This window comes from Rhodococcus sp. MS13, assembly GCF_013277835.1.
Lineage (GTDB): Bacteria > Actinomycetota > Actinomycetes > Mycobacteriales > Mycobacteriaceae > Rhodococcus_F > Rhodococcus_F erythropolis.
In genome coordinates this window covers 424,627-441,494 of sequence record NZ_VBTL01000003.1, presented here as the reverse complement: position 1 = coordinate 441,494, position 16,868 = coordinate 424,627, and the positions used below count along the sequence as shown (strand labels likewise).

Below are 16,868 nucleotides of genomic sequence, written 5' to 3'. Positions count from 1 at the left end.
GAATCCGGAAGTGGAAACACGCGATCTCACCGACGAATTGGTTCGAGCCGGAGCCATCAGGCAGGATTGCGCTACGTTCGACGCCGGCAGCCCGGCACCCGCGAAACCCTGCCCTGAGCAGGACCGACAACCAGTGGAGATTTCAGTGGCATCACCAGATCGTCGGGAGAAGATCCTGGAGAGCTCAGCCGAGCTGTTCGCCAGGAAGGGTGTCGCCACCACGACCGTTCGCGAGATCGGCGACGCCGCTGGAGTGTTCTCGGGCAGCCTTTACCACTACTTCAAGTCGAAGAATGCGATAGTCGCCGAGCTCATGCGCGGCTTCATCACCGACATTCAACTCCGCTTCGATCAGGTGGAGAAGACGGCGAACGACCCCGAGGACGTCCTACGCGGCCTGATCCGCGAGACCCTGGTCGTCATCGAACTGCACCCGCACCCGACGGCGATCTACCAGAACGATCGGGCATATCTACGCGACAACGATCTCCTGCAATCCGTCGACGGGCCTTCCCGCCAAGTCCGCGAGCACTGGATGAAAGCGATCGCCGAAGGCGTCGATCAGGGAATCTTCCGCAAAGACGTGGCCCCGGAGATTTTCTATCGATCAGTACGAGACACCCTGTGGTCGACCACGCATTGGCCGGACCGCCAGAAGTACACCACCGAAGAGTTCGCGGATCTGATGATCACACTCTTCCTCTCGGGATTCAGGGTCGCCTGACGAGATCCGGCAGGTCCAGATGTTTCGGGGTTCGCCCCTGCGGCAACAGGATCGACACTACGAACACGACCACGGCGCAGCCCGCGCACACAAGGTAGGCGACGGAGAATCCGGTCCACGACGTGGAATGTTCCGAACCGCTGATCACGAACGCGGCGAGGATCGTTGCCACCGTCGCGCTGCAGATCGTGCTTCCGGACGTCCGCAGAAGTGAGTTCACCCCGTTGGCTGCCGCCAGTCGCTGACGGGGCACGGCAACCAGAATCAGCAGCGAGAGCGTGCTGTAGACGATGGCGGTCCCGACTGCTGTGATACCCAGTGCTGCAACCACTCCCCACAGTGGCTTACCGGCAACTGCGTGAATCCCGTACCCGCCGGCGAGGAACACGGCACCGGTCAACATCGCGGTCCGTGAACCGAAGCGGTCGGTGATCCGCACCGCAACCGGTGAGAACAGCACCATCGCGATACTCGCCGGAATCTGGCAGAGCGCTGCTGCGATGATCGACAGGCCGTACCCGGCGCCCGGCCCCTTCATCCCCTGGAGGAGTTGTGTAGTGATCAGTGTGTTCCCGAAAAATGCGAACCCGACCAGCAGAGCCGCCAGATGCGGGATCAACACCGCACGTTTCACGAGAGCGCGGACGTCGACCAGCGGATTGACGTTGCGCCGCTGTTGAATTACCCAGAGCGTGAACAGCACCGCCGACGCGGCCAGCATGGAGATCACCGCTCCGCTGGTCCATCCCCAACTCGATCCCTGAGTGATCGGCACGAGCAGAGCGATCATCGCGGCGCTCAGACCGACAGCCCCGACGCCGTCGAATCTTCCCGACGGATTCGGCTCGGACTCTCGAATGAACAGCACCGCAGCAAGAGTCACGGACAGCCCGATGGCGGTGGTTACCCAGAACAGGACGTGCCAGTTCGAGTACTGCGCGATCATCGCAGAAAACGGTATGCCCAAAGCGGTTCCGACGCCGAGCGTCGAACTCATCATCGCCACTGCGCCATTGACCTTGTTGCGTGGCAATTCGTCACGCAGCATGGAGATTCCGATGGGGATGACCGCCGACCCGGCTCCCTGCAACGCTCTCGCGAAGATGAGGACAGCGATGTCCGACGACAGCGCACACAACATCGAGCCGAAAGTCATCATCGAGAAGGCAACCAGAAGCATCTTCTTCTTGCCGAACATGTCGGCGAGCCGACCGAAGATGGGAGTGACGACAGCGCCGACCAGCAGCGTTACGGTCACCAGCCAGGACACGGCCGTGCGTCCAGCGCCGGTGAAGTGCGGCAACTCCGGCAGCAGTGGAACGATGACCGTCTGCAGAACAGCCTGGAACACGGCGGCGGCGACAACGATGGGAAAGAGGAAGCGGGAGCGCGGCTGCGCGAGACTCGCGTCGGGGGTGGTGGCTGCAGGCGTGCCCGGCGGACGGTCGAGCGTCGTCACCCCACACCGCCTGTTCCCACTAGGTAAATATCCGTTCACCTACATTAGGTGAACGGATATTTACCAAGCAAGAATTGTGATGCCGCTCACCCGTCGAGCAGCTTTTGGACAAGTGGTGCGTACAGCGCAACCACTTCGTCCTGGGTGCCGGTGGCATGGCCGGCCATCATCCGTCGGCGCATGATCGCCACTCCGACCACCATCGACATCGCCAGTTCCGCGCGCAATCTCGCGTCGGGGCCGGACAGGCGAGCGGCGAGGGTGTCGATCATCTGCGTCGAATAGTTCTCGCGCAGCTTGCGGTTGCTCTCTTCACTGACGCCACTCATGAACAACAAGCTCATGGACAGCGGCTTGTACGACTCCAACGGCTTGGTGAACAGCGAGACCATGCGCTCGCCGAGCGAGTCGTTCGGGGCGTCGAAGACCGTGACCGCCGCTGCCCGGAAGTCGACCAACTCGTCGTACAACTGCTCTTTGGAACCGAAGTACTTGATGATCAGCGGAGCGCTGACGCCTGCGTCTTCGGCGATGTCCTTGAGCGTGATTTCGCGGTACGGCCGAGTCGCGAACGCTTTCCCGGCCGACGCGATGATCTGCGCACGCGTCTGCTCGGACGTACGACGCACCTGCTGACCTTGCTCCGTGCCGCTCATCAAGCGTTCCGCGACAATTCACGACGGCCGGACAGTGCCCGACCCAGCGTCAACTCGTCTGCGAATTCGAGATCGCCACCCATCGGAAGACCCGAGGCCAACCGAGACACCGTCAGCCCCGGAATGTCTCGCATCATGCGAACGAGATAGGTAGCTGTCGCCTCACCCTCCGTGTTGGGGTCGGTGGCGATGATGACCTCGGACACGTCGACGCCGTCCTCCTGATTTGCGATGCGAGCCAACAACTCCCGGATACGCAACTGGTCAGGCCCGATCCCCGAGAGCGGATTGAGCGCACCGCCGAGCACGTGGTAGCGACCCTTGAACTCACGGGTGCGTTCGACGGCCTGGACGTCCTTCGGTTCCTCCACGACGCAGATCACCGTGCGATCGCGACGTGCGTCGGCGCAGATGCGGCACTTCTCCTGATCGGACACAGTTCCGCACACCGTGCAGAACTGAACGCCGTCACGGATGCGCTGCAATGCATTTTTCAAACGGTCGATCTCGGGAGGCTCCACGGAGAGCAGGTGAAAAGCGATGCGTTGAGCGCTCTTCGGCCCGACTCCGGGAAGCTTCCCGAGTTCGTCGATCAGATCCTGAACCGGACCTTCGTACACGCGTTCTCGTTTCTAGAAGCCGGGGAGACCGGGAAGGCCTCCGCCGAGTCCGCCGGCCAACGGGCCGAGCTTCTCAGCAGCGACTTCCTGTGCTTTGCGCGAAGCGTCCTCGATCGCGCCGATCACCAGATCCTGCAGCGTCTCGACGTCTTCGGGGTCGACGACCTTGGGATCGATCTGCAGACCGACAACCTCGCCGGTGCCCTTGACCGTGGCGACAACCAGTCCGCCACCGGCCTGACCGGTCACTTCGGCCTGAGCCATTTCCTGCTGCGCCGCCATCAATTGCTGCTGCATCTGCTGAGCCTGAGCCAACAGAGCAGACATGTCGGGTGCTCCACCTGGTTGCACGAGCGGTCCTTTCTACAGAGTTATCCCCACCAGCGTAGTCGGTGCGCGCTACCGTGAGCGGGTGCGCCGGAACCAGTCAGACACCGTAAAACCGTCAGGTAGGTCAAACATGGCATCACGTGTGTTCCGCTCCACTGCCTTGATCGCCGTGGTCGGGGCTGGGCTTCTGAGCGCTGCGTGCACGATTCCGACCGAGACTGCCGAGGCCACGACTTCGGTCGAGGTGTCTCCGCTGAGCACTGTCGCCGCTGACGTCCCCGCTGCGCTCACCGGCAAGGTCGTCTTCCTCGATCCCGGGCACAGCGGGGCGAACGACGACAGCATCAACACCCAGGTCCCCACGGGCCGCGGCGGCACCAAGAACTGCCAGACCACCGGCACCAACACCGATGCCGGGTTCCCCGAGCACACCTTCAACTGGGAAGTCGCGAGCCTGGTCAAGAGCGAGCTCGAAGGCCAAGGCGCAACTGTCGTCCTGAGTCGACCCGATGACGTCAGCGTCGGATCATGCGTCGACGCACGTGCCGAAGCCGCCAATTCCTCCGGCGCCGACGTAGTGGTGAGCATTCACGCGGACGGCGCAGCGGCCGGGGCCGAGGGCTTCCACGTCTGCTACTCCGCGCCCCCGCTGAATACGGTGCAGGCCGGCCCGTCCGTCGCCTTTGCCGAAACCATGCGCGACTCACTCGTCACCGCCGGGCTCACCCCGTCGACCTACATCGGTGACGACGGGTTGGCGCCACGCGCCGATCTGACAGGACTCAATCTGTCGCAGCGGCCGTCGATTCTGGTCGAACTCGGCAACATGCGAAATGCCGACGAGGCAGCGCGCATGACCAGCCCGGACGGTCAGCAGGAGTATGCAACCGCCGTCACCAGCGGAGTCACCGCCTTCCTGACAACCCCCTGACCTGGCTTCTGTGGAGAAATTCCGCTTGTCCACAGGAAAGTCGGCACCGCCCCGCTAGCCAGCTCACCTGGATACGGTTCTGCCATGGGGCCGATACTTCAGGTAGATTTCGCTGCTCTGCAGCAACTTTCAGCTGATCTGTCTCGAATTGCGGATCAGATCTCGGGGATCGATTCCGCCGGCCCGATTTTCGAAGCCGCGGCGGCCCTGAACTCGTCCGCTGTCGCGGCGGTGTCGACTGGGAATGCCGGCGTCATCGCCGACGCGTACCGGCACCTGGCTACGCAATTGGGACTCATGGCGTCGGGAACCGCTGCCGCAGCATGTCTGTACGACGCTGCCGAGGGCGAAGTGGTGTCCGAACTGCGCGGAGCCTACTGATGCAGCCCACCGTCTCTCAGCTTCGAACGTGGTCACCGGAGAAATTGCGCACGAGCACTTCGGAACTGATCGACATCGACCGGCAGATCGAAGCTCTCGGCAATGACGCCGGACGCAGCATCGACGCCGTCCGCGAATTCTGGCAGGGAAAAGCGTCGAGCGCGGCGGCAGTGCAGTGGTCTGGCATCTCGCTTTCCTCGTCGCGGCTGTCGATTGCGGTTCGCGTAGTTGCGGATCTGTATGGCGGAGCGGCCAATACGATCGGGGCGGCGCGAAAATCAGTTCTGGACCTGGTCGAGGAGGCGACTCTCGAACACGGCTTGACGGTGTCAGACAGTGGAGCTGTATCGGCGCCTGAGACGAAGCAGCCGTGGAATCTGGCCGACGTCATGCAAGAATCCGAAAACGCCACGGCTGCAGAGATTTTTCAGCAGAGGATCTCCACTGCATTGACGGCACTCGACGATGAAGACAACCGGGCCGCGACTGCTCTGGGTGAGGCATTCCGGGAGATCGGATCACTCCTTGGCAATCAGACTGATCGCCTCAACCGCACTGTCGTCGACATCATCGATGGGAGGTCGACACTCCCCGGGACACCAACGGAGCTACACCGACTGTGGGAATCGCTCACTCCCAACGAGAAAGACGCGTTGGCGAGGTGGGATCCGTCCATCGGTAGCCGCGACGGCCTTCCCGCTCTAGACCGGGACTACTACAACCGGCGGTACCTCACGGCGCTCGAGCAGTTGCCGGATCGAACGGTAGCTGCCGGATACACGGCCGTGCGCGGCGAACTGCGACCGGACACGTTCCTTCTCTCGGTCACGGATGGGCACGCCGTAGTGGCAGTCGGTAATCCCGATGCCGCCGACAACGTCGCAACACTGGTTCCCGGAACCGGCTCCGGGCTGTCGGGCGTCGGCGGAGATCTGCAACGAACCAAGGCCATGTACGACGCGGCGGTGAGGGCGGCGCCAACGGAAGCCACATCAGTGATCCTGTGGTCCGGATACGACGCTCCCCCAGGTATTCCCGATGCAGCCTCGGATCGGTACGCCAACTCCGCGGCGCCGAGGCTGGACAGCTTCCAGGACGGGTTACGAACCGCACATGACGGTCAGCCGTCGCACAACGTGGTGATCGGTCATTCCTACGGCAGCACCGTCGTCGGTGCTGCGACTACCCGTGGCGCTTCTCTCGACGTCGACGAACTGGTTTTTGTCGCAAGCCCGGGCGTCGATGTCGAGCGCGTGAACGAACTGAGCCTGGACGGCGTCGACTCGGACGAGGTGGCGCGCCATGTTCATTCGACGACGGCCTTCTGGGATCCGGTCCAATTGATCCCCAAGATCCTCGGAGTCCACGGGTTCGACCCGTCGGATCCGGAATTCGGCGCGCAGATATTCGCCGGATCACCCGGGCAGCCTGGGTTCGGAGTTCACAGCGACTACTGGGAAAGCGGAAACCCCGCACTCACCGAATTAGGGCGGATCATTACCGGCCCATGAAAGAAGGCGCCGTACCGGTGAAGGTACGACGCCATCTCGGTGATGCAGGATCAGTTAGACGAGTTCGCGCTTGAGGTTGTCCAGGACCTGGGCCTGGATGCGCTGCAGACCCTTCGGGGCGAACGTGCGCTCGAAGAAACCGCCGATACCGGTGGCACCCTGCCACTGGGTGAGCGTCGTCACCGTCGTTCCGGTGCCGTTGGGGGCAACGGTCCAGGTGGTGACGAGACTGGAGTTCGCGTCCTTCTCGGTGATGACGTTGCCGTCGACCGTAACGGTGGCCTTGACGTTGCGCGAGCGCTTTTCCGTCGCCTTCAGCGTCCACTGCGCGACGGTGCCGTCACCCTGGCCGCCTTCGACGACCTTGTAGTCGAGGTACTGCTCGGACAGGATCCGCGGGCGAACCGTCTCGTAGTCCGCGAGCGCCGCGAGCACCTTGTCGGGTGCTGCTGTGACGACTATCGAACTCATTGCATTGACCTGACCCATATGCCCTACGTCTCCTTGCTCGACCAACGCGGCTCGATACCGCGAATGACTACCCGAATCCGCACCTCGAACTGCGCAGATATTCCTTTCCATACTGCCTGCTGCGCCCGGGTATCTCGACCATCTACCCATTCCGTGTGAGCTGGTTCACCACTCGGAGCATTTACCGAGTTCGATTGCAACAACTCGATCAAATTCGGGCATTAATACCCCTCCGGATAGCTTGCACACGCAACTACCGATAGCGTCAGGGTGTGACTCTCTCGTTCAATGGGGTAGTTCAGAAGTTAGATCGAATCCGGACAAAGCAAGGCCCGGGTTCCGATGCTGCGCGTGAAATGGGGTTCGAGCAGCACAGAGAAGGCGTCGAACGCCTACTCGCGTCATACCGCGCCATTCCCGCCGATGCTTCTGTACGCCTGGCAAAGAAGACATCCAATCTGTTCCGCGCTCGCGCCAAGACGTCGGCCCCCGGCCTCGACGTCAGCGGTCTGGCAGGTGTCATCGCCGTCGATGCGCAGGCGCACACAGCCGACGTCGCCGGCATGTGCACCTACGAAGACCTCGTCGACGCGACGCTGCCCTACGGTCTGGCGCCACTGGTCGTACCTCAACTCAAGACCATCACCCTGGGCGGTGCGGTGACGGGCCTGGGCATCGAGTCCACCTCGTTCCGCAACGGCCTGCCACACGAGTCGGTGCTCGAAATCGACGTACTGACCGGCAGCGGCGAGATCATCACCGCAACGCCGGACGGCGAACACGCCGAACTGTTCTTCGGTTTCCCCAATTCCTACGGCACACTTGGCTATTCGACGCGATTGAAGATCGCACTCGAACCCGTCAAAAAGTACGTCGCCCTGCGACACGTGCGCTTCGATTCGTTGAAGAAGCTCGAAGGAACGATGGATCGCATCGTCACCGAGCGCGAGTACGACGGGATCGCCGTCGACTATCTCGACGGGGTGGTCTTCACCGATTCCGAGAGCTACCTCACACTCGGCGTACAAACCGACGAGGAAGGCCCGGTCAGCGATTACACCGACCAGGACATCTTCTACCGGTCGATCCAGCATCCGTCACTCACACAGCCCAAGACGGATCGCTTGACCATTCGGGACTACCTGTGGCGCTGGGACACCGACTGGTTCTGGTGCTCACGGGCTTTCGGTGCACAGAACCCGAAGATTCGACGCTTCTGGCCCAAGCAGTACCTGCGCAGCAGCTTCTACTGGAAGCTGATCGCCCTCGACCACAAGTACGACATCGGAGATCGCCTCGAAAAGCGCAAGGGCAAGCCCCCGCGCGAACGCGTCGTCCAGGACGTCGAGGTACCCATCGAACGAACCGCGGACTTCGTCTCTTGGTTCCTCGAGGAAATTCCGATCGAACCACTGTGGTTGTGCCCGTTGCGTCTTCGTGAGCCCAGCCCGGCCGCTGCCTCAGCTTCTCGGCCGTGGCCCCTCTACCCCCTCGAACCCAAGCGCACCTACGTCAACATCGGCTTCTGGTCTTCGGTGCCGATCGTTCCCGGCGAGCGCGAGGGGGCAGCAAATCGACTGATCGAAGAAAAGGTCAGCGATTTCGACGGACACAAATCGCTCTACTCCGACTCCTACTACTCGAAGGAAGACTTCGAGGAGCTGTACTACGGCGGCGACCGGTACATCGGACTCAAGGAACGCTACGACCCGGAATCCCGTTTATTGGATCTATTCTCTAAGGCGGTGCAACGTAAATGACCACGTTCAAAGACTCCAAAAGCCAGGACAAGCTCTCTATTGCCGAGATTCTCGAGACGCTTTCCGACGGCATGCTGCCGCTTCGATTCACCGCGTACGACGGCAGCACCGCCGGCCCCGAAGATGCCGACTACGGACTGCACCTCAAGTCGACTCGCGGAACCACTTATCTCGCAACGGCGCCCGGCGATCTCGGCATGGCCCGCGCGTACGTCTCCGGCGATCTCGAAGCCGAGGGTGTTCACCCCGGTGATCCGTACGAGATCCTGCGCATCATGGGTGACGAACTCCACCTCAAGCGCCCGTCGGCACTGACACTCGCCAGCATCACCCGCTCACTGGGCTGGGATCTGTTGCGGCCCATCGCCCCGCCGCCCCAGGAACACCTTCCTCGCTGGCGTCGCGTCGCAGAAGGACTGCGTCACTCCAAGACTCGTGACGCCGAAGTCATCCATCACCATTACGACGTCTCCAACACCTTCTACGAGTACGTCCTCGGCCCGTCCATGACGTACACCTGTGCCGCCTACGACAATGCGGAACAGACGCTCGAAGAAGCCCAGGAGAACAAGTACCGCCTGGTGTTCGAGAAGCTCGGACTCCAGAAGGGTGATCGACTTCTCGACATCGGTTGCGGCTGGGGCTCGATGGTTCGCTACGCGGCCCGACGCGGTGTCAAGGTGATCGGCGTGACTCTCTCACGCGAGCAAGCGGATTGGGCACAGAAGGCCATCGAGGACGAGGGCCTCGCCGATCTCGCCCAGGTCCGTTTCTCCGACTACCGCGACGTGGCCGAGACGGGATTCGACGCAGTGTCCTCCATCGGCCTGACCGAGCACATCGGCGTCGGAAACTACCCGGCGTACTTCGAGTTCCTCAAGGGCAAGCTGCGTGAGGGTGGGCGTCTGCTCAACCACTGCATCACCCGTCCGGACAACCGAAGCAGTGCCAAGGCAGGCGGATTCATCGACCGGTACGTCTTCCCCGACGGGGAGCTCACCGGTTCGGGTCGCATCATCTCCGAGATCCAGAACGTCGGTCTCGAGGTGCGCCACGAGGAGAACCTGCGCGAGCACTACGCACTGACGCTCGCCGGATGGTGCCAGAATCTCGTCGACAACTGGGACGCCTGCGTCGCCGAGGTCGGCGAGGGAACCGCCCGCGTCTGGGGCCTGTACATGGCCGGCTCACGACTCGGGTTCGAGCGCAATGTCGTTCAGCTGCACCAGGTTCTGGCCGTCAAGCTAGGCCCCAAGGGTGAGGCGCATGTGCCGCTTCGCCCGTGGTGGAAGGCCTAGGGAGCTCCGCTCCCTGTGAGTGGTTAAGGAGTCTCTGCACTCCTTAACCACTCACAGGCCCCGCAGGGGTTCTCCCCTCTTCTCTCCCAACCTCCCCGCCGCAAGACCATCTCCACCTCGTGCGCAACCTGGCACGGGGTCTTCATCACCTCGTCGAATCCGTAGACCAACCGCGGACGACCTGCCAGCTCTGCCGCGTTGTCACGACGGCGATCACGGAATGCCACCTCGGCCATGGAATGCGCCCACCGACCGTCGAGACGCACGATCAGCGGCACACCCACTTCGCTGTAATCACAATCCTCGTACAGTGTGCGACCGTCGACGCGAACCGGTGATTGGCGTCTGGCCGACGGCAACCCGTGTGCCTGCTCCACATCCACCGCATAGTGATATTCGAGAGTCGATTGCACCCCGTCTGCCAAAAGCTTCACCGCACTTTCGAGGGCCTTCCGGTATCTACGGGGTGAGCGCTCCTCCATGCGTCGGCGGATGTCCGTCAAGCGGATGCGGCCGTTGGTGACTGTGGTGATGAGGCTGACATAGGCCTCGCGCGGAGTCGGTTCTGCGACGGCCAGATCGAGTGCTGTATCAGCCTTGCCGGTGCGCGGCATCTGCGCGTCGACGCCGATGTGACGATGAGCCCTCGAACGGTGGACCACAACGCCGGGATGGAGGACAGCGCCGATCAGGGGTGACGGATGTCGGTCGGCGCCGAGGCCACGAACGAAAGTGGCGGCCTGAGAGATCGCAGACTTCCCGTACGGAACGGTGATATGCACGGGTGCAGTGCCATCCGGCCGACGCATCGACCATTCCTCAGCGGCGGTGTGATGGCTGAGCATCGACGACCCGCCGCCGTACAAGAGCGCGGCCTCGAGTACGGCATACCTGGTCAATGGGCCCGTGGTGACGGAGTAGACGCCGCGAAGAACAGTTTGCCAGCGTCCGACCTCAACTCGTTGTTTCACGCGAGAGCGAGGAAATCCGATGGTGTGAAGTTGGGTGTGAGTGACCAGTCCGTGCTGAGCATCGACGACGGTCTGCAATGCATCGATTTCTGTATGTGAAGGCATACGACGAGCCTGCAAATACATACAGTCGGATTTCGCCGAGAAAACCAACCTGTGGATAAAGCTGTGCGCGGTTAGGAAGTGTTGAGACTCCCTAACCGCGCACGGGGGCTATGCCCCTAGCGAAGCCGGCGGGGTGAACCGCGGGCCGTACTGCGCAGCGAGTTCCTTTGCGCGAGCAACGAAGCCGGCCGTGCCGCCCTCGTATCCGACGATGAACTGGTGAACGCCACCGGTCCAGGCCGGGAATCCGATGCCCATGATGGAGCCGATGTTGGCGTCCGCCGTGGTGATCAGGACGTTCTCGTCGAAGCACTTCTGCGTCTCGATCGCCTCGATGAACAGCATGCGGTCGATGAGGTCCTGGATCGGAGCATCGGAGGTTCCGGAGTTGAAGTTCTCGCGGAGTCCGGACCACAGGCCGGTGCGCTTGCCCTCGGCGTAATCGTAGAAGCCGGCTCCACCGAGCTTGCCCTTACGATCGAACTTCTCGACGAGGGTGTTGATGACCTCGCCGGCCGGATCTGCCGGCAGTTCCTTGCCCTCGGCCTTGGCGGCGTCGGCAGATTCCTTGCGGATCTTCTGCATGAGGGTGAGGTTGAGCTCATCCGAAAGCTGAAGCGGCGCAGCCGGGTAACCGGCCTGCATACCGGCCTGCTCGATAGTGGCAGGCTCGACGCCCTCGGCGAGCATGCCGATGGCCTCGTTGATGAAGGTTCCGATGACACGCGAGGTGAAGAAGCCACGCGAGTCGTTGACCACGATCGGCGTCTTGCGGATCGCCTGGACGTAGTCGAATACGCGAGCCAGAGTCTCGTCGGAGGTCTTCTCACCGCGGATGATCTCCACCAGCGGCATCTTGTCGACGGGCGAGAAGAAGTGGATGCCGATGAAGTCTTCCTGACGCTTCACGCCGGTGGCGAGACCCGTGATGGGCAGCGTCGAGGTGTTCGAGCCCAGCAGCGCCTTGGGATCGACGATGTCCTCGATCTCCTGGAACACCTTGTGCTTGAGTTCCTGACTCTCGAAGACCGCTTCGATGACGAAGTCGACGCCGGCGAAATCTGCCGGGTCAGCCGTCGGGGTGATCTTGGCGAGGAGTGCGTCGGACTTCTCCTGCGTGGTCTTGCCGCGCGAGAGTGCCTTGGCCTCAATGCCTTCGGCGTACGCCTTGCCCTTGTTGGCAGCCTCGATGCTGACGTCCTTGAGGACGACGTCGAAGCCGGCCTTCGCGGAGACGTACGCGATGCCCGCGCCCATCATGCCCGCGCCGAGGACGCCGACCTTCTTGATGGTGGACTTCTCGATGCCTGCCGGACGTGAACCGCCGCCGTTGATCGACTGCAGGTCGAAGAAGAACGCCTGAATCATGTTCTTCGCGACGCGGCCGGTCACCAGCGAGGTGAAGTAGCGAGCCTCGATGAGGAGCGCGTTGTCGATGTCGACCTGCGAGCCTTCGACGGCTGCGGCCATGATGGCGCGCGGAGCCGGCATCGGAGCACCCTTGAGCTGCTTACGCAGGTTCGCGGGGAACGCCGGAAGGTTGGCAGCGAATGCCGGGGTGGACGGGGTTCCGCCAGGGATCTTGTAGCCCTTGACATCCCACGGCTGAACGCCGCCTTCGGGGTTGGCCTTGATCCATGCCTTCGCAGCCGGAACCAGTTCTTCTACCGAGCCGACGACCTCGTCGATGAGGCCGACTTCCTTGGCCTGAACGGGTCCACGCTGCTGCCCCTGGAGCAGGACGCCCATGAGCGCGTTCTGCAGACCGAGCATCCGCACGGTGCGCACGACGCCGCCGCCGCCGGGCAGCAGGCCGAGGGTGACCTCGGGCAGGCCGATCTTGACGCCCTTGACATCTGCCGCGATGCGGTGGTGGGTCGCGAGAGCGATCTCGAGGCCGCCGCCGAGCGCCGCGCCGTTGATGGCGGCGACTACCGGCTTGCCGAGAGTTTCGAGGCGACGCAGGTCTGCCTTGATCTCGACGCTGTGGTTGTAGATCTCCTCGGCCTGCTCGGGGCCGACCTTGATCATATTCTTGAGGTCGCCACCGGCGAAGAAGGTCTTCTTGCCTGAGGTGATGACGGCACCGGTGATGGAGTCCTTCTCGGCGACCAGACGGTCGACGGTGGCCTTCATCGACGCGATGTACGCGTCGTTCATGGTGTTTGCGCCCTGGTTGGGATCGTTGATGGTGAGCACGACGATGCCGTCGGCGTCCTGGTCCCAGTTGATGATGTTCTGATCAGTCACTTTGCTTGACTCCTGGTAAGCCTCGTTGGAAGGACGGACGCCGCGTCAGACGCGCTCGATGATGGTGGCAACGCCCATACCGCCGCCGATGCACAGGGTGATGAGGGCGCGCTTGCCGCCACGACGCTCGAGCTCGTCGACCATCGTTCCGGTGATCATCGCGCCGGTTGCACCGAGCGGGTGACCCATGGCGATCGCGCCACCGTTGACGTTGAGCTTCTCGTCCGGGATGTTCAGGTCCTTCTGGAACTTCAGGACGACGGAAGCGAATGCCTCGTTGATCTCGAAGAGGTCGATGTCGTCGACCGTCAGGCCGGCAGCTGCCAGAACCTTCTTCGACGCCGGCGTCGGGCCGGTGAGCATGATGGTGGAGTCGGCGCCGCTGGTGGCGGTGGCGACGACGCGAGCGCGCGGCGTCAGACCCATGTCCTTGCCGGCCTGCTCGCTACCGACGAGCACGAGGGCAGCGCCGTCGACGATTCCCGAGCTGTTGCCGCCGTGGTGAACGTGGTTGATCTTCTCGACCCAGTGGTACTTCTGCAGCGATACGGCGTCGAATCCGCCGATTTCACCGATCACACCGAACGCGGAAGCCAGGCCGGCAAGGTTCTCGGCCGTGGTGCCCGGACGCATGTGCTCGTCGTTGTCGAGGATGGTGATGCCGTTGATGTCCTTGACCGGCACTACCGACTTGGCGAAGTATCCGCCGGTCCACGCCTTGGCGGCGAGGTCCTGCGAGCGCACGGCGTATGCATCGACGTCGTCACGCGAGAAGCCCTCGATGGTGGCGATGAGGTCTGCGCCGACGCCCTGCGGCACGAAGTAATTGTCGTAGTTGGTGGCGGGGTCGAGCGCCCACGGTCCACCGTCGGATCCCATCGGAACGCGGGACATCGACTCGACGCCACCGGCGATCACCAGTTCGTCCCAGCCGGACCGAACCTTCTGAGCTGCCATGTTCACGGCTTCGAGACCGGAAGCGCAGAAACGGTTGAGCTGAACGCCGCCGACGGTGTCCGGCAGTCCCGCATCGTTGACTGCAACGCGGGCGATGTCCATTCCCTGATCGCCAACGGGGGTGACGACGCCCAGGATGAGGTCGGAGATCCGATCCTCGTCGAGGTCGGGAAAGCGCACGCGCAGTTCCTGGATCAGACCCGTGACCAGCGAGATCGGCTTGACCGAGTGCAACGACCCGGTCTTCTTGCCGCGGCCTCGCGGGGTACGGATGGCTTCATAAATGAATGCCTCTGTGGTCACTGTGAGGTGTTCCTTCCGTGTAATTCGTCGAACCGGTCTGCAGATCGTCCGCGCCGCCTTCGGTGGTGGCGCATGGCCGAGGTACAGACCTCAGCCCTTTCACTGTAGAACGTGTTCCAAATTCATGGGAAGGACCGAAGCGATCCTGCTAGGTGACCGAGGTGATCCGACGCGCGAACGCCTGCCCGCTTCGGTTCATTTCGATAGCGCCCCCGGAAGCACTCACGGCACGATGCGATACGGCAACATCATGTCGTGATCTTCGTGATCGAGTAGATGGCAATGCCACACGTATCCCTGGAGCCGACCGGTGTTACTCGCGTCGTGGTTGCTCATGCCGTGATGCCCGTTTCCCTGATGCGCCTGATCACCGCCCGTCATCCCACCGCCCGTCATCCCACCGCCCGTCATCACAGCGCTCGGAAGACGATCGAACATCGCGTCGGGATCGAAACCCAGCTCATCCTCGGTGGGGAATCGCACGATGATCCGGGTGACAGTGCCGCCGTCCACCCTGACGGTGTCCTTCATCCCCGCTTCCCACGGCGCCGGCGCGATCATCGGCCCCGCCTCGAACCCGTCGGACGACGGAGTCCACTTGTTGCCGATCACCGGCTGCGGATGGCGGATCAAGTACTCCAGCGTCCGCATCGGTGTCCTGCCGAGAATCCGGAAATTCACCAGGTGCAGGTGTATCGGATGCGGGTCCGGCGTGGTGTTGACGATGTTCCACTGCTCGACGGTGCCTTGCCGCGGCCTCTCGACGTTCGTGGTGCTGAACGTCAGGTTGTTCAGCGTCATCTGAGCCGGTGGATTCCGCAGTTCCAGTTGCTGGCTCACTGTCACCGTGCGAATTACCGTCGGCTGCTCCAACGGGGCGAGAACGTCACGTTGTCGGCGCCCACCGCGCAGTTGCGACGGAACACCACCGGTGAATCCGCGCCTGGAGTCGCCGCGGAACCGGCAGAACAGCGGCATAGTCACTTCACCGATGACAGCGGCGGGTAGCGGGGGCGCCTCGTCGTTGCGAAGCTCCATCGTCGAGCCCTCCGACAGTCCGGTGAAATCGACGAGGAGGTCGTACCGCTCCCCCGGTGCGCAGCGGAAGGCATTGACCGCGACGGGTGCGTCGAGCATTCCGGCGTCGTTGCCGATGACCCAGAACGTCATCATGTTCGAGAAGTGAAGATTCCACACACTTGCCGACGACGCATTGACGATGCGGAAGCGGTAAAGGCCCCGAGCCACAGACAGTTCCGGCCACACCTTGCCGTTGACCAAGCCGACGTCGCCAACCGCGCCGCCTTCCCACGATCCTTCCGGGATCAAGATGGTGGATCGGCCGTTCTGGGCGCCTGTCGGCGTGAAGATCTTCTCCTGCAGGATCAACGGGATCTCGAATTCCTCGGCCGGCAACCCCAACGGATTTCCCAGTTTGCCGGTGTCGAATTCATCCCTGATCAGATAGTTGCCGATCAGACCGGCGTAGACGTTGAGCCGGGTGATGCCCATCGCGTGATCGTGATACCAGAGGTGGGCGGCTTCCTGACCGTGCGAAAAGTGATGCATCGCAGCCTGTCCCGGCATCACCAGCAGTTCCGGGTGGCCGTCGCTCTCAGGTGAAGTGACTCCACCGTGCAAGTGCAACGACGTCGGCGGGTTCGCACGAAAGTCGGTCTGCATTCCGTGCAGCGTCATATCCATGTCCGCTGCCAACGGATGTCCGGTCAGATCGTTCTCGAACGTCAACATGATCGGCTCGCCGGAATGCGCCTCGACGGTCGGGCCCAGATAACCGCCACCGATCTCTCCGCTGCGGTACGACAGTGCCGGGGACGATGGAAAGTCCCGATGAAAGGCATGTTGCCCCACTTGCGCTGTCAGCGTGATCTCGTTTCCGGAAAGCGTCGACAACGAGGGTAGTTCGTCACAAAACGGCTCGAACTCCGGCGAATGAAAAATCAACGGCGACTCGATGTCCGCGCTCCCGGTTGGAACAGCACTTGCCTTTGCACCCAATGCAACCGCCACCGTGCCGACTGCCGACCCCTTCAGAACCGACCTTCTCGAAACCCCGATACCCATACATACCCCTCCCCATCGAAACGGGTTGCGTTCTCCGGCAAGGAAAACGCAACCCG

At 62.5% G+C, this 16,868-nt stretch carries 15 protein-coding genes; 6 read left to right on the top strand and 9 right to left on the bottom strand.

Going from position 1 to position 16,868, the window contains the following annotated elements; translation table 11 throughout:
- Positions 1 to 10: 10 nt before the first annotated feature.
- Complete coding sequence (locus FEZ59_RS07765; RefSeq protein ID WP_020968216.1) at positions 11 to 724, top strand: TetR/AcrR family transcriptional regulator; 714 nt, start codon at positions 11 to 13, stop codon at positions 722 to 724.
- On the opposite strand, the gene FEZ59_RS07760 is transcribed toward FEZ59_RS07765, so the two are convergent.
- The 4 genes from FEZ59_RS07760 to FEZ59_RS07745 form a co-directional block, all read right to left on the bottom strand.
- Positions 711 to 2,183 carry an MFS transporter gene (locus FEZ59_RS07760; RefSeq protein ID WP_172932492.1) on the bottom strand — a complete coding sequence of 491 codons (1,473 nt, stop codon included), beginning with the start codon at positions 2,181 to 2,183 and terminating at the stop codon, positions 711 to 713. The two genes, FEZ59_RS07765 and FEZ59_RS07760, sit on opposite strands and share 14 nt — an antisense overlap.
- Before the next feature lie 86 nt (positions 2,184 to 2,269).
- Positions 2,270 to 2,839 carry a TetR family transcriptional regulator gene (locus tag FEZ59_RS07755; RefSeq protein WP_007731538.1) on the bottom strand — a complete coding sequence of 190 codons (570 nt, stop codon included), beginning with the start codon at positions 2,837 to 2,839 and terminating at the stop codon, positions 2,270 to 2,272.
- A complete protein-coding gene (gene recR, locus FEZ59_RS07750; protein WP_003943917.1) occupies positions 2,839 to 3,459 on the bottom strand; it encodes a recombination mediator RecR in 621 nt (206 codons plus the stop codon). The genes FEZ59_RS07755 and recR overlap by 1 nt, the downstream gene beginning before the upstream one ends.
- A 12-nt stretch (positions 3,460 to 3,471) precedes the next feature.
- Positions 3,472 to 3,810, bottom strand: a complete 339-nt coding sequence (locus tag FEZ59_RS07745; RefSeq protein ID WP_003943929.1) for a YbaB/EbfC family nucleoid-associated protein — start codon at positions 3,808 to 3,810, stop codon at positions 3,472 to 3,474.
- 109 nt (positions 3,811 to 3,919) lie between these two features.
- Here FEZ59_RS07745 and FEZ59_RS07740 point away from each other — a divergent pair, with 109 nt between their 5' ends.
- The 3 genes from FEZ59_RS07740 to FEZ59_RS07730 all read left to right on the top strand — a co-directional run bounded on the left by FEZ59_RS07740 (position 3,920) and on the right by FEZ59_RS07730 (position 6,612).
- Entirely contained in the window at positions 3,920 to 4,720 is an 801-nt protein-coding gene (locus FEZ59_RS07740) for an Rv3717 family N-acetylmuramoyl-L-alanine amidase (protein WP_047888073.1), read from the top strand.
- 84 nt (positions 4,721 to 4,804) lie between these two features.
- Positions 4,805 to 5,101 (top strand): hypothetical protein, encoded by a 297-nt coding sequence (locus FEZ59_RS07735; RefSeq protein ID WP_172932491.1) that lies wholly within the window; start codon positions 4,805 to 4,807, stop codon positions 5,099 to 5,101.
- Positions 5,101 to 6,612, top strand: a complete 1,512-nt coding sequence (locus tag FEZ59_RS07730; protein WP_172932490.1) for an alpha/beta hydrolase — start codon at positions 5,101 to 5,103, stop codon at positions 6,610 to 6,612. The genes FEZ59_RS07735 and FEZ59_RS07730 overlap by 1 nt, the downstream gene beginning before the upstream one ends.
- A 54-nt stretch (positions 6,613 to 6,666) precedes the next feature.
- On the opposite strand, the gene FEZ59_RS07725 is transcribed toward FEZ59_RS07730, so the two are convergent.
- Positions 6,667 to 7,101 (bottom strand): SRPBCC family protein, encoded by a 435-nt coding sequence (locus tag FEZ59_RS07725; protein ID WP_019746544.1) that lies wholly within the window; start codon positions 7,099 to 7,101, stop codon positions 6,667 to 6,669.
- Positions 7,102 to 7,439: 338 nt separating this feature from the next.
- Here FEZ59_RS07725 and FEZ59_RS07720 point away from each other — a divergent pair, with 338 nt between their 5' ends.
- The gene (locus FEZ59_RS07720) at positions 7,440 to 8,843 is read left to right on the top strand and encodes an FAD-binding oxidoreductase (protein ID WP_172932546.1); all 1,404 of its coding nucleotides are present in this window, start codon (positions 7,440 to 7,442) and stop codon (positions 8,841 to 8,843) included.
- Complete coding sequence (locus FEZ59_RS07715) at positions 8,840 to 10,141, top strand: class I SAM-dependent methyltransferase (RefSeq protein ID WP_003943932.1); 1,302 nt, start codon at positions 8,840 to 8,842, stop codon at positions 10,139 to 10,141. The genes FEZ59_RS07720 and FEZ59_RS07715 overlap by 4 nt, the downstream gene beginning before the upstream one ends.
- Positions 10,142 to 10,164: 23 nt before the next feature.
- Here FEZ59_RS07715 and FEZ59_RS07710 read toward each other — a convergent pair whose 3' ends face one another.
- From FEZ59_RS07710 to FEZ59_RS07695, 4 genes are all read right to left on the bottom strand, one after another.
- Positions 10,165 to 11,217 (bottom strand): hypothetical protein, encoded by a 1,053-nt coding sequence (locus FEZ59_RS07710; protein ID WP_242459741.1) that lies wholly within the window; start codon positions 11,215 to 11,217, stop codon positions 10,165 to 10,167.
- Positions 11,218 to 11,325: 108 nt separating this feature from the next.
- Positions 11,326 to 13,467 carry a 3-hydroxyacyl-CoA dehydrogenase NAD-binding domain-containing protein gene (locus FEZ59_RS07705; RefSeq protein ID WP_003943799.1) on the bottom strand — a complete coding sequence of 714 codons (2,142 nt, stop codon included), beginning with the start codon at positions 13,465 to 13,467 and terminating at the stop codon, positions 11,326 to 11,328.
- A 45-nt stretch (positions 13,468 to 13,512) separates the two neighbouring features.
- Positions 13,513 to 14,727, bottom strand: a complete 1,215-nt coding sequence (locus FEZ59_RS07700; RefSeq protein WP_003943886.1) for an acetyl-CoA C-acetyltransferase — start codon at positions 14,725 to 14,727, stop codon at positions 13,513 to 13,515.
- Positions 14,728 to 14,949: 222 nt separating this feature from the next.
- Positions 14,950 to 16,812 carry a multicopper oxidase domain-containing protein gene (locus FEZ59_RS07695; protein WP_172932488.1) on the bottom strand — a complete coding sequence of 621 codons (1,863 nt, stop codon included), beginning with the start codon at positions 16,810 to 16,812 and terminating at the stop codon, positions 14,950 to 14,952.
- Positions 16,813 to 16,868: the final 56 nt, after the last annotated feature.

Bases quoted from the DNA above. Each gene is read 5' to 3' on its own strand.
- FEZ59_RS07755 (WP_007731538.1), bottom strand. From the start codon at position 2,839: ATGAGCGGCACGGAGCAAGGTCAGCAGGTGCGTCGTACGTCCGAGCAG.
- FEZ59_RS07740 (WP_047888073.1), top strand. From the start codon at position 3,920: ATGGCATCACGTGTGTTCCGCTCCACTGCCTTGATCGCCGTGGTCGGG.
- FEZ59_RS07735 (WP_172932491.1), top strand. From the start codon at position 4,805: ATGGGGCCGATACTTCAGGTAGATTTCGCTGCTCTGCAGCAACTTTCA.
- FEZ59_RS07730 (WP_172932490.1), top strand. From the start codon at position 5,101: ATGCAGCCCACCGTCTCTCAGCTTCGAACGTGGTCACCGGAGAAATTG.
- FEZ59_RS07725 (WP_019746544.1), bottom strand. From the start codon at position 7,101: ATGGGTCAGGTCAATGCAATGAGTTCGATAGTCGTCACAGCAGCACCC.
- FEZ59_RS07720 (WP_172932546.1), top strand. From the start codon at position 7,440: ATGGGGTTCGAGCAGCACAGAGAAGGCGTCGAACGCCTACTCGCGTCA.
- FEZ59_RS07715 (WP_003943932.1), top strand. From the start codon at position 8,840: ATGACCACGTTCAAAGACTCCAAAAGCCAGGACAAGCTCTCTATTGCC.
- FEZ59_RS07710 (WP_242459741.1), bottom strand. From the start codon at position 11,217: ATGCCTTCACATACAGAAATCGATGCATTGCAGACCGTCGTCGATGCT.
- FEZ59_RS07695 (WP_172932488.1), bottom strand. From the start codon at position 16,812: ATGGGTATCGGGGTTTCGAGAAGGTCGGTTCTGAAGGGGTCGGCAGTC.